The 26,520-nt window shown below is 73.9% G+C and carries 25 protein-coding genes, 2 tRNA genes and 1 other RNA gene; 14 read left to right on the plus strand and 14 right to left on the minus strand.

The genetic code is table 11. The features are described 5' to 3' along the window. Nucleotides 1–2: 2 nt before the first annotated feature. Together MUB56_RS06020 and MUB56_RS06025 are read right to left on the minus strand one after the other, a co-directional pair. On the minus strand, nt 3–299 hold the full coding sequence (locus MUB56_RS06020; protein ID WP_244930999.1) for a type II toxin-antitoxin system VapB family antitoxin: 297 nt from the start codon (nt 297–299) through the stop codon (nt 3–5). A gap of 122 nt (nt 300–421) precedes the next feature. Further along, complete coding sequence (locus MUB56_RS06025; protein WP_244931000.1) at nt 422–607, minus strand: hypothetical protein; 186 nt, start codon at nt 605–607, stop codon at nt 422–424. Nucleotides 608–762: 155 nt separating this feature from the next. On the opposite strand from MUB56_RS06025, the gene MUB56_RS06030 reads away from it, so the two are divergent. Next, nucleotides 763–1,212 carry a nuclear transport factor 2 family protein gene (locus MUB56_RS06030; RefSeq protein WP_244931001.1) on the plus strand — a complete coding sequence of 150 codons (450 nt, stop codon included), beginning with the start codon at nt 763–765 and terminating at the stop codon, nt 1,210–1,212. 9 nt (nt 1,213–1,221) lie between these two features. On the opposite strand, the gene eccCa is transcribed toward MUB56_RS06030, so the two are convergent. Then, nucleotides 1,222–5,232, minus strand: coding sequence for a type VII secretion protein EccCa (gene eccCa / locus MUB56_RS06035; protein ID WP_244931002.1), 4,011 nt, complete (start codon nt 5,230–5,232; stop codon nt 1,222–1,224). A gap of 151 nt (nt 5,233–5,383) precedes the next feature. On the opposite strand from eccCa, the gene MUB56_RS06040 reads away from it, so the two are divergent. The 5 genes from MUB56_RS06040 (at nt 5,384) to helR (ending at nt 11,143) form a co-directional block, all read left to right on the plus strand. Beyond that, nucleotides 5,384–5,710, plus strand: a complete 327-nt coding sequence (locus MUB56_RS06040; RefSeq protein ID WP_244931003.1) for a WXG100 family type VII secretion target — start codon at nt 5,384–5,386, stop codon at nt 5,708–5,710. A gap of 27 nt (nt 5,711–5,737) precedes the next feature. Then, entirely contained in the window at nt 5,738–6,040 is a 303-nt protein-coding gene (locus MUB56_RS06045) for a WXG100 family type VII secretion target (protein WP_244931004.1), read from the plus strand. Between the two features lie 41 nt (nt 6,041–6,081). Further along, the gene (gene eccD, locus MUB56_RS06050; protein WP_244931005.1) at nt 6,082–7,491 is read left to right on the plus strand and encodes a type VII secretion integral membrane protein EccD; all 1,410 of its coding nucleotides are present in this window, start codon (nt 6,082–6,084) and stop codon (nt 7,489–7,491) included. A gap of 3 nt (nt 7,492–7,494) precedes the next feature. Beyond that, nucleotides 7,495–8,886 (plus strand): type VII secretion protein EccB, encoded by a 1,392-nt coding sequence (locus tag MUB56_RS06055; RefSeq protein ID WP_244931006.1) that lies wholly within the window; start codon nt 7,495–7,497, stop codon nt 8,884–8,886. A gap of 103 nt (nt 8,887–8,989) precedes the next feature. Continuing rightward, nucleotides 8,990–11,143, plus strand: coding sequence for an RNA polymerase recycling motor ATPase HelR (helR, locus tag MUB56_RS06060; protein WP_244931007.1), 2,154 nt, complete (start codon nt 8,990–8,992; stop codon nt 11,141–11,143). Between the two features lie 149 nt (nt 11,144–11,292). On the opposite strand, the gene MUB56_RS06065 is transcribed toward helR, so the two are convergent. Beyond that, a tRNA-Ser gene (locus MUB56_RS06065) sits at nt 11,293–11,382 on the minus strand. A 116-nt stretch (nt 11,383–11,498) separates the two neighbouring features. On the opposite strand from MUB56_RS06065, the gene ffs reads away from it, so the two are divergent. From ffs to MUB56_RS06100, 7 genes are all read left to right on the plus strand, one after another. Continuing rightward, an RNA gene (ffs, locus tag MUB56_RS06070) (signal recognition particle sRNA small type) lies at nt 11,499–11,589 on the plus strand. Nucleotides 11,590–11,782: 193 nt separating this feature from the next. Continuing rightward, on the plus strand, nt 11,783–13,945 hold the full coding sequence (locus MUB56_RS06075) for a DNA polymerase III subunit gamma and tau (RefSeq protein WP_244931008.1): 2,163 nt from the start codon (nt 11,783–11,785) through the stop codon (nt 13,943–13,945). A 28-nt stretch (nt 13,946–13,973) separates the two neighbouring features. Then, nucleotides 13,974–14,375 (plus strand): YbaB/EbfC family nucleoid-associated protein, encoded by a 402-nt coding sequence (locus tag MUB56_RS06080; RefSeq protein WP_244931009.1) that lies wholly within the window; start codon nt 13,974–13,976, stop codon nt 14,373–14,375. Between the two features lies 1 nt (nt 14,376). Next, nucleotides 14,377–14,976, plus strand: coding sequence for a recombination mediator RecR (gene recR, locus MUB56_RS06085; RefSeq protein WP_244931010.1), 600 nt, complete (start codon nt 14,377–14,379; stop codon nt 14,974–14,976). Then, nucleotides 14,969–15,583 (plus strand): DUF5063 domain-containing protein, encoded by a 615-nt coding sequence (locus MUB56_RS06090; RefSeq protein ID WP_244931011.1) that lies wholly within the window; start codon nt 14,969–14,971, stop codon nt 15,581–15,583. The genes recR and MUB56_RS06090 overlap by 8 nt, the downstream gene beginning before the upstream one ends. A gap of 82 nt (nt 15,584–15,665) precedes the next feature. Continuing rightward, entirely contained in the window at nt 15,666–16,937 is a 1,272-nt protein-coding gene (locus MUB56_RS06095) for an aspartate kinase (RefSeq protein WP_244931012.1), read from the plus strand. Continuing rightward, entirely contained in the window at nt 16,934–17,977 is a 1,044-nt protein-coding gene (locus MUB56_RS06100; protein WP_244931013.1) for an aspartate-semialdehyde dehydrogenase, read from the plus strand. Before MUB56_RS06095 ends, MUB56_RS06100 begins: the two co-directional genes overlap by 4 nt. An 80-nt stretch (nt 17,978–18,057) precedes the next feature. Here the strand turns inward: MUB56_RS06100 and MUB56_RS06105 are convergent, their stop codons facing one another. The 9 genes from MUB56_RS06105 to MUB56_RS06145 form a co-directional block, all read right to left on the minus strand. Then, nucleotides 18,058–18,831: a hypothetical protein gene (locus tag MUB56_RS06105; RefSeq protein WP_244931014.1), complete on the minus strand. Its 774-nt coding sequence runs from the start codon at nt 18,829–18,831 to the stop codon at nt 18,058–18,060. Between the two features lie 57 nt (nt 18,832–18,888). Next, nucleotides 18,889–20,787, minus strand: coding sequence for an ABC transporter permease (locus MUB56_RS06110; protein ID WP_244931015.1), 1,899 nt, complete (start codon nt 20,785–20,787; stop codon nt 18,889–18,891). Nucleotides 20,788–20,792: 5 nt separating this feature from the next. Further along, nucleotides 20,793–21,557 carry an ABC transporter ATP-binding protein gene (locus tag MUB56_RS06115; RefSeq protein WP_244931016.1) on the minus strand — a complete coding sequence of 255 codons (765 nt, stop codon included), beginning with the start codon at nt 21,555–21,557 and terminating at the stop codon, nt 20,793–20,795. 106 nt (nt 21,558–21,663) lie between these two features. Then, nucleotides 21,664–22,329, minus strand: coding sequence for a response regulator transcription factor (locus MUB56_RS06120; RefSeq protein WP_244931017.1), 666 nt, complete (start codon nt 22,327–22,329; stop codon nt 21,664–21,666). Beyond that, on the minus strand, nt 22,326–23,579 hold the full coding sequence (locus tag MUB56_RS06125; protein WP_244931018.1) for a histidine kinase: 1,254 nt from the start codon (nt 23,577–23,579) through the stop codon (nt 22,326–22,328). Before MUB56_RS06125 ends, MUB56_RS06120 begins: the two co-directional genes overlap by 4 nt. A 109-nt stretch (nt 23,580–23,688) precedes the next feature. Then, nucleotides 23,689–24,102 carry a hypothetical protein gene (locus MUB56_RS06130; RefSeq protein WP_244931019.1) on the minus strand — a complete coding sequence of 138 codons (414 nt, stop codon included), beginning with the start codon at nt 24,100–24,102 and terminating at the stop codon, nt 23,689–23,691. Next, a complete protein-coding gene (locus MUB56_RS06135; RefSeq protein WP_244931020.1) occupies nt 24,099–24,398 on the minus strand; it encodes a hypothetical protein in 300 nt (99 codons plus the stop codon). The genes MUB56_RS06130 and MUB56_RS06135 overlap by 4 nt, the downstream gene beginning before the upstream one ends. A 151-nt stretch (nt 24,399–24,549) precedes the next feature. Beyond that, nucleotides 24,550–24,626 (minus strand) — tRNA-Pro (locus MUB56_RS06140). Between the two features lie 86 nt (nt 24,627–24,712). Further along, the gene (locus tag MUB56_RS06145) at nt 24,713–25,636 is read right to left on the minus strand and encodes a metallophosphoesterase (RefSeq protein ID WP_244931021.1); all 924 of its coding nucleotides are present in this window, start codon (nt 25,634–25,636) and stop codon (nt 24,713–24,715) included. 26 nt (nt 25,637–25,662) lie between these two features. On the opposite strand from MUB56_RS06145, the gene MUB56_RS06150 reads away from it, so the two are divergent. After that, entirely contained in the window at nt 25,663–26,121 is a 459-nt protein-coding gene (locus tag MUB56_RS06150) for a GatB/YqeY domain-containing protein (RefSeq protein ID WP_244931022.1), read from the plus strand. Between the two features lie 35 nt (nt 26,122–26,156). Here MUB56_RS06150 and MUB56_RS06155 read toward each other — a convergent pair whose 3' ends face one another. Further along, nucleotides 26,157–26,498 carry a hypothetical protein gene (locus MUB56_RS06155; protein ID WP_244931023.1) on the minus strand — a complete coding sequence of 114 codons (342 nt, stop codon included), beginning with the start codon at nt 26,496–26,498 and terminating at the stop codon, nt 26,157–26,159. Between the last annotated feature and the right edge of the window lie 22 nt (nt 26,499–26,520).

Here is a 26,520-nt window from a genome sequence, read left to right on the forward strand (position 1 = left end):
CCTCAGGCTCCGACCGGGTGGACGCGTGCGTGCAGGACGTTGCGCTGGTGCAGGGCCGCGCGCAGGGCGCGGTGCAGCCCGTCCTCGAGGTAGTACTCCCCGCGCCACTCCACGACGTGGGCGAACAGGTCGCCGTAGAACGTGGAGTCCTCGTCCAGCAGGGCGGCCAGCTGGAGGGTGTCCTTGGTGGTGACCAGCTCGTCGAGCCGCACCTGCCGGGGCGGCACCGCCGCCCAGGCCCGGGAGGACAGCCCGTGGTCGGGATACGGGCGCCCGTCGCCGATGCGCTTGAAGATCACACGGCTCAGTCTAACGATGCCCGGTCGGGGCGGCCGCGGGCCGCGGCATCGTCACGAGGGGGGCGGACGATGCCGCGACCCGCGAGCAGATGCGACGGCGGATGCCTGCCCGGGCTCGGCGATCAGGCCGTCCAGCGCAGCGAGTCGGAGACCAGGTCGGCGAGTGCGTTCACGCCGTAGAGGTCATCGCGCTCCTCCATCAGCTTGGCCAGGGCCTGGGAGTGGCGGGTGCGCTGCTCGTTGCGGTGGTCGCTGAAGCGGGCGAGCTCAAGGTCGACGGTGACCTCGGTCGTGGTGGGGTTCTCCATCTCGGCCTCCAGGTGTGTGATCGGGTGTGGATCGTTCCAAGTGGTGCCCCCAGGGTGCGGGGCCTGGGTGAGCGGGGGATTGATGGGCGGTTACAGGTGTGTTCCGAAAAACGTGATCCTCACCACGCGACGAGAACATGTTCTAGATTCGAGCCGTGGACGACATCACCGCGATCTCTCAGCTGAAGTACCGCTACCTCCGGGCGCTGGACACCAAGCAGTGGGACGACTTCGAAGCCTGCTTCCAGCCCGACGCCACCGGCGACTACAACGGCCTGGTCTTCGACGACCGGGCGTCCTTGGTCGGCTATATGCGCGACAACCTCGGCGAGGGCATGCTCACCCTCCATCAGGCCCATCACCCGGAGATCGCCGTCGACGGCGACGTCGCCACCGGGCGCTGGTACCTCCAGGACAAGGTGATCGTCGAGGCCTTCAAGTTCATGCTCGAGGGCGCCGCGTTCTACGAGGACCGCTACGTCCGCACCGGCGAGGGCTGGCGCATCGCCCACACCGGCTACCGGCGCACCTACGAGATGACCTACGACCTCAGCGATATGCCGGGCGTGAAGATCAGCGGGCCCGGGGTGCACACCCACGCGTGAGGCCCGCGGTCACGGAGTCGGGTCGGTCCAGGCGGTCTGGACGACCTCGATGCCACGCTCGCGGGTGACCAGCCGGCCCCGACCCGGCGGCGCCGGCACCGGGCGCAGGTTGCCGATCAGCGGCCCCTCCTCGGGCGGGCCCGAGAGCAGCAGGCCCGGCGCCGCGAGGTCGCGCAGGGACTGGACGACCGGGTCGTGGAGCGCGCGGGACGCGCCCCCGGTACGCCGGGCGAGCGCGAGGTGGAGGCCGGTGTCCCGGCCCTGGGCCAGCAGTGGCTGCAGCGCGTGCACCGGTGAGGCGTGCTGGGTGGCGACCAGGTCGTAGTCGTCGACCACGACGAACACCTCGGCGCCGGACCACCACGAGCGGTGCCGCAGCTGGCCGGACGTCACGTCGGGTCCGGGCAGCCGGTCGTGGAGGTACGACGCGAGGTCCTGCAGCGCCGGCCCGGCCTGGGCGGCCGAGGTCAGGTAGTCCAGCAGGTACTCCTCGCCCACCTCGCCCAGCAGTGAGCGGCGGTAGTCGACGACGACCAGCTGCGCCTGCTTCGGCGTGCGCGTGCGCATCACCTCCCGGACGTGGCTGCGCAGCACCGAGCTCTTGCCGGACCCCCCGTCGCCGAGGACCCAGAGGTGCGGGGCGGTGTCGGGGTCGAGCCACACCGGTGCCAGCTCCCGCTCGTCGACGCCGAGCAGCAGCCGACCGTCCGCCCGGTCCGGCCTACCCGCCCGGTCGTCGCCCGTCGGCACGCCCGCGAGCTCCCGCACCCGGTCGAGGTCGATCCGCTCCGGCAGCAGCCGCAGCTTCGGCCCGTCGGGTCCCCGCCAGGCCTCGCGCACCCGGGCGACGAGGTCGTCGACGCCGGCGCCGAGCGAGTCGGTCTCGGCGACGCCGTCGATGCGTGGCAGTCCCGTCAGGACGTGCAGCGGACCGGCGACGAGTCCGCGACCGGGCCGGCCGGCGGGGACCAGGGCCGCTGCCCGGCGGTCCACCTCGGAGTCCTGGGCCTCGCCCAGGCGCAGCTCGAGGCGGGTCCCGAAGACGTCGCGCATCGTGGCCCGGAAGTCCGCCCAGCGGGACGCGCCGGAAACCACGTGGAGACCGAAGGCCAGGCCGCGCGTGGCCAGCTGCTGGACCTGGGTCTCGAGGTCGTCGAAGTCGGCCCGCAGGGTGCTCCACCCGTCGACGACGAGGAACACGTCGCCCCAACCGTCGTCGGGGCCGTCGTCGAGCCGGCTCTCCCTTCGACGGGTCCGGTAGGTCTCGATCGAGTCGATCCCCTGGTCGCGGAAGTACGCCTCGCGACGGTCCACGACGCCCTGCACCTCGGCCAGGACCCGGCGTACGACGTCCGGCTCGGCGCGCGTGCCGACGCCGGCGACGTGCGGCAGCCTCGTCAGGGGCGCGAAGGTGCCGCCGCCGAAGTCGAGGACGAAGAACTGCGCCTCCAGCGGGGTCGTGGTGAGCGACGTGCTCGTGACGATCGTGCGCAGCAGGGTGCTCTTGCCGCTGCGCGGTCCGCCGACGACCGCGACGTGCCCGGCCGCGCCGCCGAGGTCGATGTCGAGGACGTCGCGGCGCTGCTCGCGCGGCCGGTCGACGACGCCGAGGGGCACCCTGAGCCCGCCGCGCCGCCGCCACCGGCGTGAGATCAGGCCGAGGTCGGGGTCGGGAGCCAGGTCGCCCAGCAGGCGGTCCAGCGGTTCGGGTACGTCGAGCGGCGGCAGCCAGACCTGGTGGGCGGCGGGACCGCGGCCCACCATCGCCGCCACCGCGGCGTCGAGGAGCGAGACCTGCTCGACCTGCTCCGGAGCGAGCCGTTCCGGCTCGGGGACGCCGAGCGTCGGCACCTCGGCGATCGTGAACGGGAGGATGCCGGGAACGGGGACGCGGTCATCGGGTCCCCGCCGCCGGAGCCCGGGAGCCGGACCCGAGACATAGGCCGACTGGAAGCGCACCATCGTGGTCGGGTCGGATCTGAGGTAGCCGACCCCGGGGACGGACGGCAGCTCGTAGGCGTCGGGGACGCCGAGCACCACCCGCGACTCCTGGGCGCTGAAGGTGCGCAGCCCGACCCGGTAGGACAGATGGGACTCCAGCCCGCGCAGCCGACCCTCCTCCAGCCGCTGGGAGGCGAGCAGGAGGTGCAGGCCGAGCGAGCGGCCCAGCCGGCCGATCGCGACGAACAGGTCGACGAGCTCGGGCTTGGCGGACAGCAGCTCGGAGAACTCGTCGACCACGATGAACAGCGACGGGAGCGGGGCGAGGTCCGCGCCGTCGGTCCGGGCCCGCTCGTAGTCGCGCACGGACGCGAGGTTCCCGGCCGCCCGGAGCAGCTCCTGACGGCGCACCAGCTCGCCGGAGAGGGCGTCCTGCATGCGGTCGACGAGGGTGAGCTCCTGGGCGAGGTTCGTGATCACGGCCGAGACGTGCGGCAGCCGCGCCATGCCGGCGAAGGTCGCACCGCCCTTGAAGTCGACCAGGACCAGGTTGAGCTGGTCGGGGGAGTGGGTCATCGTCAGCCCCAGCACCAGGGTGCGCAGGAACTCCGACTTGCCCGAGCCGGTCGCGCCGATCACCAGGCCATGCGGACCCATGCCCTGCTGGGCGGACTCCTTGAGGTCGAGGTGGACGACCGAGCCGTCCGCACCGAGACCGATCGGCACCCGCAGCCGGTCGCGGACCGGGCGCTCCCGCCAGGCCGCAGTCGGGTCGAACCGCTGGACGTCGCCGAGGGCGAGCAGCTCCAGCAGGTCGGCCGGGCCGGTCGCCGCGCCGGAGCGCCCGTCGCCGGCGGCGAGCTGGGCCGCGGTGCGCAGTGGGGCCAGCCGGCGCGCGAACGCCTCGGCGGTCGCGAGGTCGCACTGGTCGGCACGGGCCCGGACCGGCTCCTCGCGCATCCGGATCGCCGTGAGCCGGGGCCGGTCGTCGTACCGGTCGCCGTCCTCGAGCAGGAGCCGGACCCCGGTCGCGTCTCCGGGAGCGTCCCCCCGGGTCGGCAGGTCCAGGACCGTGACGCCCTGCAGGCCGTCGGGAGGTACGACGGGGTTCCCCGACGGCAGCTCCGCCCCGTCGACGACGAGCAGGACGTGCGGGCCGGGCCGCCGCTCGTCGGCGCCGAAGCGCGGCCGGTCCTCCAGGTCGGGGAGCAGGGTCGCGAGCTCGGTCAGCGAGGTGGACACCATCCGCCGCGGCCCGACGGCGTCGTACCGCCGTGCGCTCGCCGCGTGCGGCAGCCATTTCACCCAGTCCCAGTGCGCGAGCCGCCGCTCGGAGGCGAGCACGGCCACCACCAGGTGCTCCGGGGAGTGGGACGCGGTCGCCGAGCAGAGCAGGGCCCGCGCCAACGACCGGGCGGGCTCCTCCGGCCCGCACACCTGCAGGCGTGCGAAGGCGCGCAGGTCGACCGAGGCGGGCAGGTCCGGCTGCAGCCGGTGCGCGGCCAGCAGCCGGTGCAGCGCCGAGACGGCGGCCGGGTCGGCGTGGCCGTGGGCGTCCTCCGGAGGCACCAGCTCCAGCGCGAGCGGCTGGGCGGACAGCCCGTAGCGGACCCGGAGGAACCGCTCGTCGGTGGAGCGGTGCCGCCACAGCCGCGACCGCTCCTGGGCGAGGGCGGGAAGCGCGGCGGGCTCGGGATGGTGCCAGACCAGGGCCCGGCGCTGCCGGCCGGCGGCCTCGCGCGCCAGTCGACGCGCCTGGGCCAGGTGGTGGAGGTAGGCGGTGCGGGCCGCGGTCAGCGACCGGGCGCGCTGAGTGCGCTGCCGGTCGATCTGCACGACCACGAAGCCGAGGGTCGCGAACAGGAACATGCCGGCCGCCAGGTAGCCGCGGCCGCCGGAGCTGCCGCCCATCGTCGTCACCAGCACGACCGAGCCGAGCCCGCCGAGCATCGGGATCGCGTTCATCAGCACCCCGGACGCCCCCTCGTGGGGCTCCAGCTCGGGCGGGGCGCGCAGCACGAGCCGGCCCGAGGGCGGCTCGGGGCGACCCGGGACGGTCCGCGTCAGCGTGGGCTCCATACCGCGACGGTGCCACGGGGGACCCCCACCGGGAACGGTCGTGCCAGGGACCTGTGGAGAACCGTTTCCAGGTCGACCCGGGTCCGGGCGAGGATGCCGACAGATCTCGGAGTGCGGCGACCCCCGCCGCCACGGGGAAGGAGCAGACGAGATGTCCCACGCAACCCCGGAGTTCGGCCAGGGCGAGAAGTCCCTGTCCAGAGCGGCCACCCTGGTGGCCGACGCCAAGCGTGACTTCGACGGCTACGCCCGCCAGCTCGACGACCAGATCGGCGCCCTCCGGGGCCGCTGGGTCGGTCAGGGCGGTGCCGCGTTCTTCGCGCTGCACCACGCCTGGACGGAGAAGCAGCGCGTCATCGTGTCCGCCCTCGACGAGTTCGAGGCCTCCCTGGTCTCGACCGAGCACGACAACGTCTCGACCGACGAGACCCAGTCCACCCACTACGTCCGCACCGCCGGCCGCCTCGACGGCGTCTGAGCCGGCACCCGAGACCAGGAGGATCAGATGGACCTCAACGGCATCCGCGTCAACCACGCCGGCCTCGACCAGGCCGCCCAGGACCTGCGCGCGAAGGTCATGGACATCGACCACCGGCTGGACCGGCTCGAGAGCGAGCTGGGCCCCCTGCGCCACCAGTGGGCCGGCAACGCCCGCACCGCCTACGACACCGCGAAGGCCAGGTGGGACGGGGCGATCCAGGAGCTGAAGGACCTGCTCGACGAGACCGGCCGCACCGTCCAACAGTCGAACGCGGACTACGCCGCCGCCGATCTGCGCGGCGCGGAGGCGTTCCAGATCAGGGCCTGAGTGACTCCCAGCCGGGCGGCACCAGAGCGGGAGGAGAGCCGATGACACGCAGTCCCGTCGCCGGGCCGGCCGACCTGCTGCGGGTCACGGTGACCTCCGCAGGCCGGCGGGTCGACCTCGTGCTGCCCGGCTCGGTGCCGGTCGCCGAACTGCTGCCCGAGCTCGCGCGCAGCGTCGGGCTGCTCGACGCGCGCACCGTCCACGGCGGGTACCAGCTGATGACCGCGGCGGGCCGGACGCTGTCACCCGAGGGCGGACTGGTGGTCCAGGGCGTCGAGGACGGTGGCCTCCTCGCGGTCTCCGCCGGGATCGACGACGAGCCGCCCCGGGTCTACGACGACGTCGCCGAGGCGATGGCCGACGTCGTCGAGAGCGACCTGCGGCCGTGGTCGTCCGAGGCCGGCCGTCGTACCGCTCTCGGGGCGGCGGTCCTGCTGATGGTGCTCGGCGCCGTGGCGCTGCTGATGCAGCGCGGCTCGCCGACCGCCGCCGTCGCCGCCGCCCTCGCCGGGGTCGTGGCCGTCGTCCTGCTCGGGACAGCCGTGGTGCTCTCGCGGGTCCGGCGCGACCGGGAAGCCGCGGTCGCGCTCGCGTGGACCAGCACGTCGTACGCCGCGGCGTCCGGGGTCTTGCCGACCGACGGCGAGCTCTTCGGACAGCCCCTCGCGGGTGCCGGGGCCGCAGTCCTGCTGACCGGCCTGCTGGCGCTGGCCGGTCTCGAGGAGGGCCGCCCCCTGCTGATCCCCCCGGTGGTGGTCGGCGCCGTCGCGCTGGCCACCGGCGTGCCGGTGCATGTGGCGGACGTCGATGGGGCGGTGGTGCTGACCACCACGCTGGTCGTGGTCGTACTGATGGGCAGCGTGCTCCCGTGGTTGGCCCTGAGCGCCACGGGCACCGGCGCCGGCGCGGAGCCGCGGCACGCCGCGGAGGTCGACCTGCTGCGGGTCCGCGCCACGGGCACCGGCGCCGGCGCGGAGCCGCGGCACGCCGCGGAGGTCGACCTGCTGCGGGTCCGGACGGACGCTCGGCTGGCCCACGAGCTCCTGGTCGCCAGCTCCGGCGCGGTGGGCCTGGTGCTGGTGCTGGTCCTGCCGCTGGCGGTCCGGCTCGGTGCCGCCGGGACCCTCCTGGCTCTCGTCGCATGCGGCCTGGTGATGCTCCGCACCCGCCAGCACCGCACCGGCGCGGAGGTGCGGGTCGGCCTGCTCTCCGGCGTGCTCGGCCTCGTCGTCGTCGCGGTCTCGGTGCTCGCCTGGTGGCCCGGGTGGCGGCCGATCACGGCGGCCGCCCTCCTGGCGGTCGGCGCGGTGCTGCTTGCCGCCACCCTGCTCCCCGCCCGTTCCCCGGTACGTCGCGGTCGGCTCGGCGACGTCGCGGAGACCCTCGGTCTGCTGGCGCTGCTCCCGCTGCTCGTGCTGGCCACTGGCCTGCCGTCCTCGGTCGGGCCCTGATCGGTGGCGACGACACGCGACCTGGCCGAGGCCCAGGGCTTCGACCGACGGCGGCTCGTCACCGCGTTCGTCTCGGGGGCTCACGGCGGCCACGAGGTCGACCGAACCCGTCCGGGCCGGACCGTCGTGGGTGGGCTGGCGCTCGCGGTGCTGCTGGTCGCCGGCGCGCTGGTCGCACGGCTGCTGGTCGGGGGCGACCCGGACGGCTGGGACGAGCCGGGTCTGCTGATCGCCGAGGACTCCGGCGCGCTCTACGTCATCCTCGAGCGCAGCGAGGACCCCGTGCTCCACCCGGTCCCCAACGTCACGTCCGCCCGGCTGATCCTCGGGCACGTGGCGCCCACCCTGCTCTCCGAGGACACCATCGCCGCTCAGGAGCTCGGCCCCGAGCTCGGCATCCTCGGCGCGCCCCAGACCGTCCCCGACCCCGACCGGCTGGTCCACCGCGGTTGGTCGGCATGCACGTCCGTGGGCGGTGGGCTCGCGGTGGGGATCTCGGCCGAGCCCGGCGTCCGGCCCGTCACCGATCGGGGTCTCACGGTGGTGAGCGAGGGACGCCTCTTCGTCGTCGCGACCGGGCGCGCGGAGCCCGGTGAGCCGCGCCGCGCCTACCGGTACTCCCTGCCGGACGGCGGCGTGGCCGACCCGTTGCTCGCCGCTCTCGGCCTGCCGATCACCGCCGCCGCGCGCGAGGTGCCGGAGCGATGGCTCCGGCTCCTGCCCTCCGGCGGGGCGCTGGACTTCGCCAGCCTCGGCCCGCAGGGGTACGGCGAACCCGCCCCCGACCAGGGCCCTGGTCGGCTGCCGGCGGGCTCCCGGATCGGGCAGGTCGTCACCACGGACGGCCAGCACTTCCAGGTCCTCACCGTCGCCGGACCGGCCACGCTGGACCCGTTCGCGAAGGCCGTCTACGAGGCCGCCGTACGGCCGTCGCTCGCCGAGCCGCTGAGCCTGGAGCCGGTGGTCCTCGAGGAGACTCCCCGGGTGCGTGCGGCGCTCCCGCCCTTCGTCGGAGCGCACTGGCCCGTGGGCCCGCTCGGGGAGGTGCACGGCGAGCCCTGCGCCCTGCTGGTCGCCGGCACTGACGATGCGCCCGTCGTCCTGCTGGCCACCGACCCGACCGAGGCCGCGTCCGCGGAGGGACTCCTCGCCCCGGCGGAGCGGGTGCGGGTCGAGCCCGGTCATGGTGGCCACGCGCGCGTCGACGGCGGCTCGTCGTACCTCATCGACGCCCGCGGTGCCGCCCACGCGCTCGTCGGGGACGCCGCGGCACAGCTCGGCTACGGCGGAGTCGACGCGCCGCTCGTGCCCGACGCGTGGGTCGAGCTCTTCGAGGCGGGCGTCCCGCTGTCGCGGGAGGGTGCGCTCTGCCCGGACGAGCAGGAGTGTCGCTGAACCGACATACGAAAGGAGAGGCGACCTCGCCTCTCCACTCTCAACTTATAGCCCACCCGGGGGCTTGCGGCAAGACCCCCGTCCAGCCCCAGAATCGCCCGCCGTGACCACTGTCTTCGAGCTGCCCGCGCACCTCTCCGCCAAGTCCGACCCGGCGCTGATCGCCGATGACGAGCAGAGATTCGTCGCCATCGCCGCGAGCCTCGAGCGCTCGATCGCCGACCTGTCCGAGCGCCTCGACGCCGTACGCCGAGAGCCGGGCGGCAGCGGCCAGGCGGCGCTCGAGCGGGACCAGGAGATCTACCGGCTGAGCGCGCGGCTGCGGACCCTGCGCCGCTTCGGACTCGACCTGTGCCTCGGGCACATGGTCCCGGCGGACGGCGCCGAGCCCGTGTACGTCGGGCGGCTCGGCCTCACCGACAGCGCCGGCCGGCGGCTGCTGCTCGACTGGCGCTCCCCCGCGGCGGAGCCGTTCTTCGGGGCGACCCACGCCGATCCGATGGGGCTGGCGAGTCGGCGCCGTTACCGCTGGACCCTTGGCCGGATCACCGACTACTGGGACGAGGTCTTCAGTGCCGAGGGGTACGACGGCCACGCCGCCGCGCTCGACGACCAGTCGGCGTTCATCGCCAGCCTGGGCGCCGACCGGTCGGACCGGATGCGCGACGTGCTCGGGACCATCCAGGCCGACCAGGACGCGATCATCCGCGCCGGCTCGCGCGGGGCACTCGTCGTCGACGGCGGGCCGGGTACGGGGAAGACGGTCGTCGCGCTGCACCGCACGGCGTACCTCCTCTACGCCGACCCCCGGCTGGGCCACCGCCGGGGCGGCGTGCTGTTCGTGGGTCCGCACCAGCCGTACCTGACCTACGTCGGTGACGTGCTGCCGAGCCTGGGGGAGGAGGGCGTGCAGACGGCGACCCTGCGCGACCTGGTCCCCGAGGGGGCAGCGGCGGTGCCCGATACCGACCCGGAGGTGGCCCGGCTGAAGTCGTCGCTGGCGATGGTGCGGGCCATCGAGCCGGCGGTCGCGCTCTACGAGGAGCCGCCGACCGAGGGGATGGTGGTCGAGACGCACTGGTCCGACGTATGGCTCAGCGCAGCGGACTGGGCCGAGGCGTTCGGCTCGCCGGCGCCCGGGACCCCGCACAACGAGGCCCGCGACCAGGTCTGGGAGGAGCTGCTGACGATCCTGGTCGACAAGCACGAGGCCGAGGACGAGGACGAGGTCTCCGAGGAGCTGGTACGCCGGTCGCTGGTCCGCAACGAGGAGCTGGTCGACGCCTTCGCCCGGTCCTGGCCGCTGATCGAGCACACCGACCTGGTGGGCGACCTGTGGACGGTGCCGGCGTACCTGCGCCGGTGCGCGCCGGGCCTCGACCCCGACGACGTACGCCGGTTGCAGCGGCGCGACGCCCACGCCTGGACCGTCTCCGACCTGCCGCTCCTGGACGCCGCCCGCCAGCGGCTCGGCGACCCGGAGGCGTCGCGGCGTCGGCGTCGGCAGCAGGCGCAGGTCGCCGCCGAGCGCGAGGAGATGGACCTGGTCGTCGACCACCTGGTCGCCACCGACGACTCGGAGATGAAGGTGATGTCGATGCTGCGCGTCTCGGACGCCCAGAGCGTGATCGTCGACGAGGCCGTGCACGCCGTCGAGGCCCCCGACCCGCTCGCCGGCCCGTTCGCGCACGTCGTCGTGGACGAGGCGCAGGAGCTGACCGATGCGGAATGGCAGATGGTGCTGCTCCGGTGCCCGTCGCGCAGCCTGACCATCGTCGGCGACCGGGCCCAGGCCCGGCACGGCTTCTCCGAGACGTGGCAGGAGCGGCTGGAGCGGATCGGCCTGGACCGGGTCGAGCTGGCCCCGCTGAGCATCAACTACCGGACGCCGGAGGAGGTGATGAGCGAGGCCGAGCTGGTCATCCGGGCTGCCCTCCCGGACGCCAACGTTCCGACCTCGGTGCGCAGCACCGGCGTACCGGTCTCCCACGGGCCGACGACCGACCTCGGCCGCGTGCTCGACGGCTGGCTCGCCGAGCATGCCGAGGGGACCGCCTGCGTCATCGGTGACCCGACCTTCGAGGAGACCTCTCGCGTGCGCTCGCTGACCCCGGAGCTCGCGAAGGGCCTGGAGTTCGACCTGGTCGTGCTCGTCGAACCGGACGCGTTCGGGACCGGCATCGAGGGCGCCGTCGACCGGTACGTCGCCATGACTCGCGCGACCCAGCGGCTGGTCGTCCTCAGCGCGCACGGGTAGTCGGCGACGGTGTCCGGGCCGGGACCCTGCCCTCCTGGTCTCGGGCACGAAGGCTGATCGCCGTTGGTGACCAAACGGCAATCAGCCCCGGCTGCTGGCCGGCCACGAATGCGGAACGGCGCCGACACGAGGTGTCGGCGCCGTTCCGATGGCGGAGGATAGGGGATTCGAACCCCTGAGGGCTTTCACACCCAACCCGCTTTCCAAGCGAGCGCCATAGGCCACTAGGCGAATCCTCCGCGGAGGACAGTACCGGTCGCTGGGGACGGGGGTGAAATCCCCTCCGTCTTCGGCGATCGGCGCGCCGACGACCTCGCTTTGGTCGGCCCGGGAGGGCTCACCTACACTCATGCCCAACCCCCCGTGTGGCGACATCTCGCCCAACTCCCCCAGGGCCGGAAGGCAGCAAGGGTAAGTGAGCTCTGTCGGGTGCGCGGGGGGCCTTTTCATGCCCCCACGCCCGAGCCTGCGAGGGCGTGGAAGAGGGCAGGAGGTCGAGTAGCGTCGGGCGGGCTCGGGAGCGAAGCGAGCGAGGACGCCGACGCGTATCGAGACCCGATCCAGCTCTCGCGAGCAGACCGAACGCACGCCGTACGCCACCCGCTACCGGCTGTCGGAGCCGGTCGTTAGGGTTCCTACGTGGAGTCCCCCCTCGCGCTGTACCGCCGCTACCGGCCGGAGACGTTCGCCGAGGTCATCGGCCAGGATCACGTGACCGAGCCGCTGCGGTCCGCCCTGGCCCACAACCGGGTCAACCACGCCTACCTGTTCTCCGGCCCGCGGGGCTGCGGCAAGACCACCTCGGCGCGCATCCTGGCCCGCGCGCTCAACTGCGAGCAGGCCCCGATCGCCGATCCGTGCGGCGAGTGCGACAGCTGCCGCGACCTGGCGCGGGGCGGTCCGGGCTCGATCGACGTCATCGAGATCGACGCGGCCTCCCACGGTGGCGTCGACGACGCCCGTGACCTGCGCGAGAAGGCGTTCTTCTCGCCGGTGCGCAGCCGCTACAAGGTCTACATCATCGACGAGGCCCACATGGTGACGACGCAGGGCTTCAACGCCCTGCTGAAGCTGGTGGAGGAGCCGCCGCCACACCTGCGCTTCATCTTCGCCACCACCGAGCCCGAGAAGGTGCTGCCGACGATCCGCTCGCGCACCCACCACTACCCGTTCCGGCTGATCCCGCCGCGGCTGCTGTCGTCGTACCTCTCCGAGCTGTGCGAGAAGGAGCAGGTCACGATCGAGCCGGCGGCGCTGCCGCTGGTGGTCCGGGCCGGGGCCGGGTCCGCGCGCGACACCCTCTCCGTCCTCGACCAGCTGCTGGGCGGGTCCGGGCCCGCGGGCGTCACCCACGCGCTGGCCACCGGCCTGCTGGGCTACACCCCCGACACCCTGCTCGACGAGGTGGTCGACGCGTTCGCCGCCGCCGACGGCGCCGCGGTCTTCGGGGTGGTCGACAAGGTGATCGAGACCGGCCAGGACCCGCGCCGCTTCACCGAGGACCTGCTGCGCCGCCTGCGCGACCTGGTGATCGTCGCGGCGGTGCCCGAGGCGACCGCCTCCGGGCTCATCGACGTCTCCGAGGACCAGGGCGAGCGGCTGGTCGCGCAGGCCGCGCGGTTCGGCGCGGCCGAGCTCAGCCGCGCGGCCGACCTGGTGGCGACCGGGCTGACCGAGATGCGCGGCGCGACCGCCCCCCGGCTGCTCCTGGAGCTGATCTGTGCCCGGGTGCTGCTGCCGGGGGCCGACCACTCGACCGCCGGCCTGATGGCGCGCGTCGACCGGCTCGAGAGGCGGCTCACCATCACCGGCGTGCCGTCCGCCGCGGCGACCCCGCAGGCCGTCCCGGCGCCGCCCGCGCAGGACCGGCCGGCCGCCGTCACCGTCGCCTCCGACCGGGCGAGCGAGGCGGCCCCGCCGCCGTCGCCGCCGGTCGAGAGCCGTCGACCGGTCGACGCCCCGGCTGCGCCCGAGCCGGCCGTTGCGACCTCGCAGCCCGCCCCCGAGCCCGTCCCGGCCGCTCCGGCGCCGACCCCGCAGCCTGAGCCGGTGACGGAGCAGCGGCCCGAGCGGACCCCGCCCCCGGCGCCCGCCGCCACGCCCGCGCCGGCCGCTCCGGCGCCCGCCCCCGCTGCGGGCGGTGGGCTCAACCTCGTCGAAGTACGCCGCCTCTGGCCCGACATCGTCGAGGCCATCAAGCTGCGCCGCCGGGTCGCCTGGATGATCCTCACCCAGAACTGCCAGGTGGTCGGGATCGAGGGCCGGGTCCTGACGATCGGCTTCTCCAACGCCGGCGCCCGCGACTCGTTCATGGCCGGCGGCTGCGACGAGGTCTTCCGGCAGGCGGCGATCGACGTCGTCGGCGCCGACTGGAAGATCGAGACCATCGTCGATCCCGGCACCCAGCCGGGCACCGGTGGCGGATCGGGCACCCCCCCGCCCGCCGCGCAGCCGGCACCCGCGGCGCCCACCGAGCAGACGCCCGCACCCCCGGCAGACGCGGCCCCGCCCGCTCCCGACGCGCCGCCGGACTGGGCCGCGTCCGAGCCCGACCCGGCTCCCGAGTCCGACCCACGCTCGGCCCCGGATCGCTCCGGGCCCGACGCGATCTCCCTGGCCCGCGAGGCCGTCCAGCAGACCCGTCCGGCGGGGGCCGAGATCCCGCGCTCGGACGACCTGGCGGACGCCGACGCCGACGCCCACCCCGACGACCTCGACGCGGACGACGGCGAGCTCGGCGGTGCCGAGCTGCTGGCCCGTGAGCTCGGCGCGCGGATCGTCGAGGAGATCCGCCACCCATGACCATTCCCTGCTCCCACGAGGTGACCCCATGACCCAGAACCCCTTCGACGCCCTCGGTGGCGGCGGTGGCTTCGACATGAACGCCCTGCTCCAGCAGGCCCAGCAGATGCAGAGCCAGCTGCAGGAGGCCCAGCAGCGACTCGCCGAGGCCACCGTCGACGGCACCGTCGCCGGCGGCGCGGTGACCGTCACGGTCAGTGGCGTCGGCGAGCTGGTCGGCGTCGAGATCAAGGCCGGCCAGTTCGACGGGTCGGACGCCGACGACCTCGCCGACCTCGGCGACATGGTCGTGGCCGCCTACCGCGACGCGAAGGCCCAGGCCGACGCGCTCGCCGGCGAGGCGCTCGGGCCGCTGGCCGGCGGGCTGCCGGGCGGCGACCCGGGTGGACCGGCCGGCGGCCTGTCCGGCCTCGGCCAGCTGGGATTCTGAGTTGTACGAAGGCGTCGTCCAGGACCTGATCGACGAGCTCGGTCGGCTGCCGGGCGTGGGTCCCAAGAGCGCGCAGCGGATCGCGTTCCACCTGCTCCAGGCCGACCCCGCCGACGTCCGCCGGCTCGCCGACGTACTCATCGAGGTCAAGGCCAAGGTGAAGTTCTGCAGCGTCTGCTTCAACGTCTCGCAGGACGAGCAGTGCCGGATCTGCCGCGACCCGCGGCGGGACCCGACGGTGCTGTGCGTGGTCGAGGAGTACAAGGACGTCGTGGCCATCGAGCGCACCCGCGAGTACCGCGGCCGCTACCACGTGCTCGGCGGCGCGATCTCGCCGATCGACGGCATCGGGCCCGAGCAGCTGCGCATCCGCGAGCTGATGACCCGACTGGCCGACGGCACCATCACCGAGACCATCCTGGCCACCGACCCGAACCTCGAGGGCGAGGCGACCGCGACGTACCTCACCCGGATGCTGAAGCCGATCGGGTTGCGCGTGACCCGTTTGGCGAGTGGACTGCCCGTGGGGGGTGACCTGGAGTACGCCGACGAGGTCACCCTGGGACGAGCCTTTGCAGGGAGACGATCCGCAGATGACTGAGATGACCGAGATGACGAGCGACCGGCTGTCCGACTCCGCGACCGAGGAGTTCGCCCAGCAGATCGCCGACCAGGTCGAGAGCTTCCTGGTCGCCCTGCAGGCGATCTCGCGCGACGAGGAGGGCGGGGCGGCGATCTCGCTGCTGCTGCTCGAGGTGAGCCAGCTGCTGCTGGCCGGGGCGCGCCTCGGCGCGCAGGCCGACTTCGAGCCGGCACAGGAGTACCAGCCCGACGTCGGGCCGGACCCCGACCTGGACGCCATGCGGCTGAGGCTGGCCACCCTGCTCGACCCGGTCGACACGTACACCCACGTCTTCGACCCCTACGTGCCCGAGCCGGTGACCGCCAACCTCTCCGACGAGCTGACCAGCATCGCCAACGACGTCGCCAACGGCCTGCGGCACTTCCGCAACGGCGACGTCGCGGAGGCGCTGTGGTGGTGGCAGTTCTCCTACGTCTCGTCCTGGGGCACCAGCGCCAGCACCGCGCTCCAGGCCCTGCAGTCGATCGTCACCCACGCCCGCCTGGACGCCGAGGTCGAGCTCGACGCCGAGCAGGTCGCGGCCGCCGATGAGATGCTCGCGGGCGACGACGTCACGGGCCGGTAAACTCAGGTGCGGTCGCCACGCCTGTGGCGCAGGCTGAACCCTGTCGGCGACCCCCTGTACACATCGACCTCGAGGAAGCACCGTGGGCATTGTCGTGCAGAAGTACGGCGGCTCGTCCGTCGCTGACGCGACCGGCATCAAGCGCGTCGCACAACGGATCGTCAACACCCGCAAGGCCGGCCACGACGTCGTCGTGGTGGTCTCGGCGATGGGTGACACGACCGACGAGCTCCGGGACCTTGCCGAGCAGGTGACGCCGCTGCCGCCGCCGCGCGAGCTCGACATGCTGCTCACCGCGGGCGAGCGGATGTCGATGGCGCTGGTCGCGATGGCGATCGCCCAGCTCGGCCACAAGGCGCAGTCCTTCACCGGCTCGCAGGCGGGCGTCATCACCGACTCCGCCCACGGCAAGGCGAAGATCATCGACATCACGCCGGGCCGGATCGAGGCCGCCATCGCCGACGGCGCGATCGCGATCGTCGCCGGCTTCCAGGGCGTGTCCCAGGACACCAAGGACGTCACGACCCTGGGTCGCGGCGCCTCCGACACGACCGCGGTGGCGCTGGCCGCCGCGCTCGGCGCCGACGTCTGCGAGATCTACAGCGACGTCGACGGCGTCTTCACCGCCGACCCGCGGATCGTCCCGGCCGCCCGCAAGCTCGACCGGGTCTCGACCGAGGTCATGCTCGAGATGGCCGCCTCCGGCGCCAAGATCCTCCACCTGCGGTGCGTCGAGTACGCCCGCCGCTACGACATGCCCGTCCACGTGCGCTCGTCCTTCTCCCAGAACGAAGGCACCTGGATCATTCCCGACGCGCAGCAGGGAGAAGAGATGGAACAGGCGATCATCGCGGGCGTCGCCCACGACCGCAGCGAGGCCAAGATCACGATCGTCGGCGTGCCCGACAAGGTCGGTGAGGCGGCGCGGATCTTCGAGGCGCTGGCCGCGACCGAGGTCAACCTCGACATGATCGTCCAGAACGTCTCGGCGGCCGCGACGAACCTCACCGACATCTCCTTCACGCTGCCACGCTCCGACGGCCAGACCGCGATGGCCGCGCTCGCGCGGATCCAGGACGAGGTCGGCTACGAGACGCTGCTCTACAACGACCAGATCGGGAAGGTGTCGCTGATCGGCGCCGGCATGCGCTCCCACCCCGGCATCACCGCGAAGTTCTTCGCCTCGCTCGCCTCGGCCGGCGTCAACATCGAGATGATCTCCACCTCCGAGATCCGGATCTCGGTCATCGTCGCCGAGGCCCAGGTCGACGAGGCCGTCCGCGCGACCCACTCGGCCTTCGACCTGGACGCCGAAGAGGTCGAGGCGGTCGTCTACGGGGGCACCGGACGATGAGTCTCAACATCGGCGTCGTCGGTGCCACCGGCCAGGTCGGCGTCGCGATGCGCCAGATCCTGGAGGAGCGGAACTTCCCGGTCGACCAGATCCGGTTCTTCGCCTCGGCCCGCTCGGCCGGCAAGGTGCTGCAGTACGCCGGCCGGGAGATCGTCGTCGAGGACTCCGAGACCGCCGACCCGGCCGGTCTCGACGTCGCGCTGTTCTCCGCCGGCGCCACCGCCTCGCGGGCCCTGGCCCCGAAGTTCGTGGACGCCGGCGTGATCGTCGTCGACAACTCCAGCGCCTTCCGCAAGGACCCGGCGATCCCGCTGGTCGTCTCCGAGGTCAACCCCGACGCCGCGGCTGAGGTCATCGCCGCCGGGCGCGGCATCATCGCCAACCCCAACTGCACCACCATGGCGGCGATGCCGGTCCTGAAGGTGCTGCACGAGGAGGCCGGCCTGGTCCGGCTGATCGTCTCGACCTACCAGGCCGTCTCCGGCTCCGGCATCGCCGGCGTCGACGAGCTGGCCACCCAGGTCGCGGCCGCCGGCGACAAGGCCCGCGAGCTGGCGTACGACGGCGCGTCCGTGGCGTTCCCCGAGCCGGTGAAGTACGCCCGCACCATCGCCTACAACGTGCTGCCGCTCGCGGGCTCGATCGTCGACGACGGCCTCAACGAGACCGACGAGGAGCAGAAGCTCCGTCACGAGTCCCGCAAGATCCTCGGTCTCCCGGACCTGAAGGTCTCCGGCATCTGTGTCCGCGTGCCGGTCTTCACCGGCCACTCGCTGTCGGTGAACGCCGAGTTCGCCTCGCCGCTCTCGGTCGAGCGGGCGCGTGAGCTGCTGGCCGCCGCGCCGGGCGTCGAGCTGTCCGACATCCCGACGCCGCTGCAGGCGGCGGGCCAGGACCCGTCGTACGTCGGGCGCATCCGGCAGGACGAGGGCGTCGAGGACGGTCGCGGACTGGCGATGTTCATCAGCAACGACAACCTGCGCAAGGGTGCGGCGCTGAACACCGTGCAGATCGCGGAGCTGGTCGCAGCCTCGCGCTGAGCCGGACGGCGGTGCGCCAGCAGCCGTTCCCTCTGCGTCCACGCGGTCGGTTGCAGCTCATCGCCCACCCGGCGCGGGGACTACTCGCGCGCGGGCTCGATGACCGCGGTGGTGATCCAGTGGCTGGCGGCGTACGTCGCCATCGCGACCACCGGGATCACCACGAGCATCCACCAGGAGTCGAGCGACTCCACGAGGAACAGCAGCGCGATCACCGCGAGCAGTCCCACGGCCAGGAAGCTGGTGCTGACCGGGTCGGGCACGGTGGACCAGCGCAGCAGCGCGCCGCCGGCCAGCACCGCCAGGACCAGGATCGCCAGGATCATCGGGTAGCCCGCCCCGCCGCACGACGACGTGCCCTGGGCGGCCTCGCAGACCTGCTGTCCACCTGCGGTCAGCAGCACCACCAGCAGGCCAACCAGGAGCCCCGTGGCGAGCGCAGCGGCGAGGCCGGTCACGACGGGGGCGCGGGGCGCCCTCAGGACCTTCGTCGGTGTCAGGGTCTTCGTGGCCCCGGCTGCGGCGGCGCCGTCCGGCTCCACCTCGTCGACGAACAGCGGCGCGGGCTCGACCGGCTCGGGTCCGGGGACGGGCACGGGCTCCGGTCCCGGGACCGGGGCGGGCGCGGGGACCGGGGCGGGTCCGGGGACCGGCTCGGGCAGGGGGACGGGCTCGGGCTCCGGCACCGGGGGCAGCACCTCGGTCGGCTCGGCCGGCGCCGGCTCGATCGCCTCGGTCGGCTGCTCGTCGAAAGTGGGTTCCTCCGGGGGACCGGCCTTCGGCCGGCGCCTGCGTCGGAACAACGAGGGCGGCTCCAGGGACGGCGCGCCCGGGTCGCGGTCGTCGGCTGACATGCGGGCCAGTGTGTCAGACGGCACGTCCCCGGTCCCCCGATCGCGGACGGCCCGCGGTCAGCGGCGGACCATCCGCGCAGCCACCGGGACGACGGTCAGCAGCGGCAGGGCGAGGACGGCGGCGCTCAGGAGGAGGTACGCCGTGAGGTCCACCGGGGGGACCGCCGGGCCGAGCATCCCGAACCCGACGCCGAGCACCGCGGGCAGCACGGCCAAGGTGCCGATCAGCCAGGCCAGTCCTCCGGTGAGGGTGGCCTCGACGACCGCCATCCGGATCAGCTGCGCGCGGGTGGCGCCGGTGCGGCCGTAGAGCCGGAGCTCGTCGCGGCGCCGTACGGTGACCATCACGAGGGTGTTGGCGGCCGCGAGGAACACGAACGCCAGCAGCGCCAGCAGCAGCACGGTGGAGAGCCGCCGTTCGGCGTCGCCGGCCGCGGTGGCGCTCTCGGCGTACGCCGACGGGCTCGTCGGGCGGAGGCCGAGCCCGGCGAGGCCGGTCCGGACGTCGTCGAGTGCTCCGGGGGAGGCCTCGACCAGGAGCGACTCGACCGTCCGCTCCGCACGGTGCTGGTCGAGCGTGGCCGGGCCGACGAGGTAGTCCCCGAAGCCGAGGCCGCGCTCGTAGACGGCGACCACCCGGGGCCGGCTGGTGGTCCCGTCGGCCCAGCGCAGCGGGACGGTGCCGCCGATCCGGAAGCCGGTGTCGAAGGTCGCGTCGCTGCTCACCGCCACGGTGCCCGGTGTGGCCAGGTCGGCCAGCGAGCCCGAGCTGACGTCGGGATCGAGGAGCAGCCCGGTGGACCCGGGGCCGAGGGAGCGCACGGTCGTCGGCTCCCAGGCCAGCGCGTCGATGACGCCGTCCAGGTCCGGGTCGATCCGCACCCGAGCCGGCGCCGCGGCGAGGGCGGTGGTGCCGGCCACCCCGGGCAGGTCAGCGACCGCGTCGGCGGCGTACGGCGGCACCCCGCCGCTCGCGGTGGCGACCAGGTCGGCGTCCAGGCCGTCGACCAGCTGAGCCCGGGTGGCCTCGGCGACGGTGCGGTCGACGGTGGTCTGGGCGGTGCCGGTGGTGAGGGCGAGGGCCAGGGGGACGACGACGATCGAGAGTCGCTGCGAGAACCCGCGGAGGTTGGCGACGCCGAGCCGGCCGGCGGGGCCGAGGAGCCGGTCCCACCGGGCGGCGCCGGCGAAGGCCCGGCCGATCAGCAGCGGGCCGGCGAGCGCGGCGGCGCCCACGAGGAGGAAGGCCGAGGTCGCGGCACCCGCGCTGCCGACCGTGCCCGGGACGAGGAGCGGGCTGAAGGCGGCGGCGAGACCGAGCAGGGCGACGGCGACGGCCGCGCCCCGTCGTACGACGCCGATGGAGCGCGCCTCGACCGTGCTGGTGCGGACGGCCTGGCCGGGTGCGGCGCGCAGCGTCTCCCGGGCGGCGAGCCGGGACGACAGCCAGGCCACGGGCAGCACCAGCGCCGCTGCGCCGAGGACCGGCAGCGGGCTGAGGGTGAGCGAGCCACCGGCCGCGATCGCCCCCGCGTCCCGCAGGAGCGGAGTCAGCAGGCCGGCCAGCAGCACGCCGGCGACGGCGCCGAGCGGTGCCGCGACGAGCCCGACCAGGAGCACCTCGGCGCCGATCAGGGAGCGGAGCTGGGACCGGGTGGCGCCCACGGCGCGCAGCTGCGCGAGCTCGCGGCGGCGGCCGCGCAGGGCGAGGGAGACGGTGGCGGCCACGACCAGCACGACGACGGTGATCACGGTGCCGGAGAACGAGCCCGCCAGCAGCAGGAGCAGTCCGCCGTCCGCGGCGGCGTCGTCGCCGCTGGTTCGGAGACCGGACTCGGCGAGCGCACCGGCGACGGCGAGCAGCAGCCCCGCCAGGGCGAGCACCAGGGCGGTGCCGGTGAGGCCGGCGCGGTGCGCCCAGGCGCTGCGGCGGGCGAGGGTCCAGGTGCTGCTCATCGCACTCACCGGCCCAGTCCGAGCATCCGCGCGGCGACCTGCTCGGCGGTGGGCTGGTCGAGCTGGTCGACCAGCAGCCCGTCGGCGAGGAACAGCACCCGGTCGGCCGCGGCGGCGACCTGCGGGTCGTGGGTGACGACCACGACGGTCTGGCCGAGCGCGCGAGCGGTGGAGCGGAGTACGTCGAGGACCACGGCGGCGGTGCGCGAGTCCAGGGCGCCGGTCGGCTCGTCGGCGAAGACGACGTCCGGCCGGGTGAAGAGCGCGCGGGCGATCGCGACCCGCTGGGCCTGGCCGCCGGACAGCTCGCCCGGCAGCCGACGCTCCAGGCCGGTCAGCCCGACCGTCCCGACCAGCTCGGCGAGCCAGGCGGCGTCCGGCTCGCGGCCGGCGAGGACCACCGGGAGGGTGATGTTGTCGGCGACCGAGAGGTGGTCGACCAGGTTGTAGGCCTGGAAGACGAAGCCCACGTGGTCGCGCCGGAATCGGGTCAGCGCGTCCGCGGACATCCTGCTGATGTCGTACTCGCCCACGACGACCTGGCCGCCGGTCGGCACGTCGAGCCCGGCCGCGCAGCTGAGCAGCGTGGACTTGCCCGAGCCCGACGGACCCATGACGGCGGTGAACGATCCGCTCGTCAGGGTGAGCGAGACGCCCCGCAGCGCGGGGACCGGCTCGGTGCGGTGCGGGTAGGACTTGTGGAGGTCGACGAGGCGTACGACGGTGCGTGTCGCGGCGTCGACGGGCGAGGTCTGATGCTGGATCGTCATGCCCACCACGCTAGGAATCCGGACCCCTCGCCCACGAGCCGCGCAGGGATGAGATCGCGGGTTGCATCCTTCGATGCAACGACCCCGACGAAACCCTCGGTCCGGCTCAGTCGGGGAGGTCGACGACCCGGTTCTGGTAGGCCCAGACCGCGGCCTGGAGGCGCGAGCGCACCCCGAGCTTGGGCATCATCCGGGCGAGGTGGGACTTCACGGTCGACACCTCCAGGGTCAGCTCGTCGGCGATCTCGTCGTTCGACATGCCCTGGGCCAGCAGCAGCAGGATGTCGAGCTCGCGGGGGGTGAGTAGGTCGGAGGGGCGCGCCGCCACCGCCGGCCGGGTGCCGCGGCGGGTGACGACCTCGCGCAGCACCCGCTTGGTCAGGGAGGTGTCGATCGTCCCGTTCCCCGCGGCGACGGAGCGCACGGCGGCGACCAGCTCCTCCGGCTCGGCGTCCTTCAGCAGGAAGCCCGACGCGCCCGCCTCGAGCGCGCCGAAGAGGTACTCGTCGATGTCGAAGGTCGTGAGGACCAGTACCGCGATCGGGTCCTCGACGCCCGGGCCGCTGAGCTCCCGGGTCGCCGAGATGCCGTCCAGGCCCGGCATCCGGATGTCGGTGCACACCACGTCGACGCGGTGCGCCCGGGCGGCGTCGACGGCAGCTCGTCCGTCCGCCACCGCCGCGACGACCTCGATGTCGGGCGCCGCGTCGAGCAGCGTGGTCAGGCCGGCCCGCACCAGCGGCTGGTCGTCGGCGACCACCACCCGGATCACGACGCCGGCTCCGCTCCGGCCCGGGGGACGCGCAGCCGCACCCGCCAGCCGCCGTCGGGGGCAGGGCCCACGTCCAGCCGGCTTCCGGTCAGCTCGGCCCGTTCGCGCATCCCCACGAGCCCGAGTCCACCACGCAGGCCGGGGTCGGACGGCTGCGGGGCCGGGTCGTTGCGCACCGTGACGACCAGGGCGGCGGAGTCGCGGTCGTCGATCTCGACCTCGCAGCGGGCTCCGGGGGCGTGCCGCCCGGCGTTGGCGAGCGCCTCCTGGACCATCCGGTACGCCGCCAGCTGGGCCAGCGGGCCGATCCCCGCGCCCTGCGTCCGCCCGTCGCCCGGACCCAGCACGGTCAGCCCGACGTCCTGGCCCGCTGCAGCGACTCCGGCGACCAGACCCGGGATGCCGGCCAGCGTCTCCGTCCGGACTCCGGCGGCGGCCGCGGTCTCGTCGTGGTCACGCAGCAGGCCGACCAGGCTGCGCAGGTCGCGCAGGACCGCCGTGCTCTGGCGTCGTACCTCGCCGACGGCGGCCTTCGCGGCCGCCGGATCGGTGTCGATCTGAGTGGCGATGGCGGCGCTCATCACCGCGATCCCGGTCAGGTGGTGCGCCGCGATGTCGTGGAGCTCGCGGGCCATGGCGGTGCGCTCCCGGGCGACCGCGGCCTGGACCAGGGCCTCCTGCTCCCGCGCCAGCGCGAGCAGCCGGTCCGCGCCCGCCGTGCGTGCCTCCCGACGGGCCACGACCAGCGCCGCGACCAGCAGCGGTGCGCCGATCAGGCTGACCACCTGCAGCAGCGCCGTGGCCACCGCCTCGCCGGCAGGGACGTCGTCGCGCAGCCCCGCGGCGAGGTGTCCACCGGCGATCAGGGCGCCGATCAGCGTCAGCAGCGGCCAGACGCGGGCCGGGGCCCGGAGCGTCGCCAGGGTGTAGACGGCGACGAGCAGCGGCAGGGAGGTGAGACCCAGGACCGGCCCCATCCCGATCGCGGCGCCGACCGGCACCGCGGCCGCCACCACGACGGCGACGACCTCGGGATGCGTGCGGCGCCACACCAGCGCGGCCGACTGCGCGACCAGCAGCACGAGCACCGCCCACCAGGCGCCGCCACCGGCGTCCGGAGCTCCGTCCGTGGCCGCCGGATCCGCCTGCTCCAGCACCGGCAGCAGGAGCAGGATCCCGGCCGCGACGATCGCGCAGCCGCCGGCCAGGAGCACGTCGACGCGGGTCGCTCGTGCCAGGTGCGCCGCCATGGGCGCAGCGTACGGGGATCGTCGCACCGGGTCGGCTGACAGGCTGCGAGCCGGTCGCCGCTGCTCGTCCGCCGACCCGTCCCTCGCCGGACCGGGCCACCCGCGTTCCTCAGGGCTTCGCGAGAAGGTCCCAGGCGACTCCGACGTCGAACCCCGCACACAGAGCGGGGTACCAACGGGGGATGAGCGAACCACCGCCGGGGTCGTGGATGAGGTCGAAGGCGGCATGGGCCAGCCAACCCCCTGCCGCGACCTGGTTGGCACGGTCGCGACGAACGGCCAGCGCGGCCACGAACCCCATGGCGGCCACGCCGCCCGCTTCTCTCAGGATCGCCCGCTTGTCCGGGACTGCTGTGCGGGCCAGGGGGTAGACCAGCGCGACCGGAACCAGCGACAGCGACAGGACCCTCAGGCGTGCTGCGGGCGCGAGTCCGCGCACGGCGACAGCGGTCAGCCGACCGCACCCGACTCCGACGGCTACGGCCACCGGAGTCGAGAGGGGACTGGTGGGGGGCTCGCTCACCGAAGATCCTCCCCAGTCACCCTGTGAGGGCCGGTGGCGCGATCGCCCAACTCCCGCAGAGCCCAGACGCCCGCCGCGACGAACGGGACGGGGACCAACGCGGCCGCGAGGCCTCGCCGGACGCCGACCGCGCGCACGGAGCCCACCCCGAGGACCACGTCGCGGACTCCGACCGTGCGGACGAGAAGGGCGAACGACGGGTCGTCGGTGCGTGTCCGCAACCGAGGAGCGGCGATCAGGCTCGGCCCGACAGCCTGCCGAACCAGCTCGAACGCTCTGATCCGGGAGATCTGCATCCACCGGACCCTAGAAGTGGGGATGAGTCGTTGTCGAGGTCACCGCCCGCGCTCTCGACCCGCCGTGCCGACCGGTCAGCACCCGAAATGAGCAACACCCGGACCCACGTTTCCGTGGATCCGGGTGTTCACGATGTCCGGAGACATCATCTGGTCGGGCTGACAGGATTTGAACCTGCGGCCTCTTCGTCCCGAACGAAGCGCGCTACCAAGCTGCGCCACAGCCCGATCCATGAGCACCGGCCGGGGCCGGGCTCACAAGCACGGGAGCATACCGGAGCGGACCGGCCTGCTCGAAATCGGGCGGCCCCCGGTCAGCCTCGCGGGACGAGGGTGAGCAGGGTGGCCTCGGGGCGGCAGGCGACCCGGATCCGGGCGTAGGGGCTGGTGCCGAGCCCGGCCGAGACGTGCAGCCACGACGAGCCGGGATCGCCGGGCCGGGAGGCGGCCGGGTGGCGGTGCAGGCCGCGGGCGCGGGCCGGCTCCAGGTCGCAGTTCGTGGTGAGCGCCCGGCCGCCCGGCAGGCACACCTGGCCGCCGTGGGTGTGGCCGGCGAGCACGGCCTCGTACCCGTCGGCGGCGTACTGGTCCAGCACCCGGAGGTACGGCGCGTGCGCGACCCCGAGCCGCAGGTCGGCCGTGGGGTCGGCCGGGCCGGCGACCTCGTCGAGCCGGTCGTACTCCAGGTGCGGATCGTCGACGCCGGCGAAGGCGATGGTGGTCTCGCCAACCTGCAGGCGGGCCCGGGTGTTGGTGAGGTCGGTCCAGCCCCGGTCGGCGAAGGTCGACCGCAGCTCGCGCCACGGCAGCTCGGGCACCTCGGTGTGCCGCTTGCCGGTGTCGGGGAGCAGGTAGAGGAACGGATTGCGGAAGGACGGCTCGAAGTAGTCGTTGCTGCCCATCACGAACACGCCGGGCACGTCGAGCAGCGGCCCGAGAGCGTCCCGGACGGCGGGCACCGCGTCGCGGTGGGCCAGGTTGTCGCCGGTGTCGACGACCAGGTCGGGGCGCAGCACCGAGAGCCCGGCCAGCCACTCCAGCTTGCGGGTCTGGCCGGGGGTGACGTGCAGGTCGGAGAGGTGCAGCATCCGCAGCGGCCGCTGCCCGGCGGGCAGCACGGGCACCTCGACCCGGCGCAGCACGTAGCGCCGGGCCTCCGTGGCGGCGTACGCCGTGAGCCCGGCGCCCGCGAGCGCGCCCGCGCCCAGCAGGCGGGGAAGAACTCGGGTGAGGGGCACGTGGCAAGGCTGCCACAATGGCCCGCATGAGCTCCCTGAAGGACCGACTCCGCGCCGACCTCACCACCGCCATCAAGGGCCGGGACGAGGTGCGCTCCTCGACGCTGCGGATGGTGCTGACCGCGCTCACCAACGCCGAGGTCGCCGGCAAGGAGGCCCGAGAGCTCAGCGACGACGACGTGATCGGCGTGCTGTCCTCCGAGGCGAAGAAGCGCCGCGAAGCCGCGGTCGCCTTCGACGACGGCAACCGCCCGGAGATGGCGGCCAAGGAGCGGGCCGAGGCCGTGGTGCTCGCCGACTACCTGCCGCAGCAGCTCAGCGTCGAGGAGATCTCCGCGATCGTCACGGCGGCGGTCGAGAAGGTCGGTGCCGCCGGCGAGGGCATGAAGGCGATGGGCAAGGTGATGGGCATCGTCCAGCCCCAGGTCAAGGGCAAGGCGGACGGTGCGGCCGTCGCCGCGGAGGTACGCCGCCAGCTCGGCTGACGGTTCGCCGACCCGGCCGGCGCGATCGCTCCGGGTCAGCTGGCCAGGAGAACGACGCCGGTGGGCAGGAGGAAGCCGACCAGCGCGACCACCCACAGGTGCAGCCGGAATCCGATGAGCCACCGCTGCAGGCCGACGTTGACCGACGAGAACAGCACCCCGAGCGCGACGGGCCCCAGGAACTGCCAGGACTCGCGGTTCTTGGCGTACTCGTAGCCAGCAGGACCGAGCAGGGCGTTGTCGACGAAGCTGACCGCGGTCACGACGAGAAACCCGCTGAGGTAGCCGAGCGCGACGTTGACCACGCCGGTGACGAGCACGGACCACACCGTCCGCGACCGCGAGCGGTCGTGCGCTACCGGCGTGGCCTCAGCCATGGCCGAGGACCGTCGTGGCCGG

It is taken from the genome of Nocardioides sp. W7 (genome assembly GCF_022919075.1).
Classification (GTDB): Bacteria; Actinomycetota; Actinomycetes; order Propionibacteriales; family Nocardioidaceae; genus Nocardioides.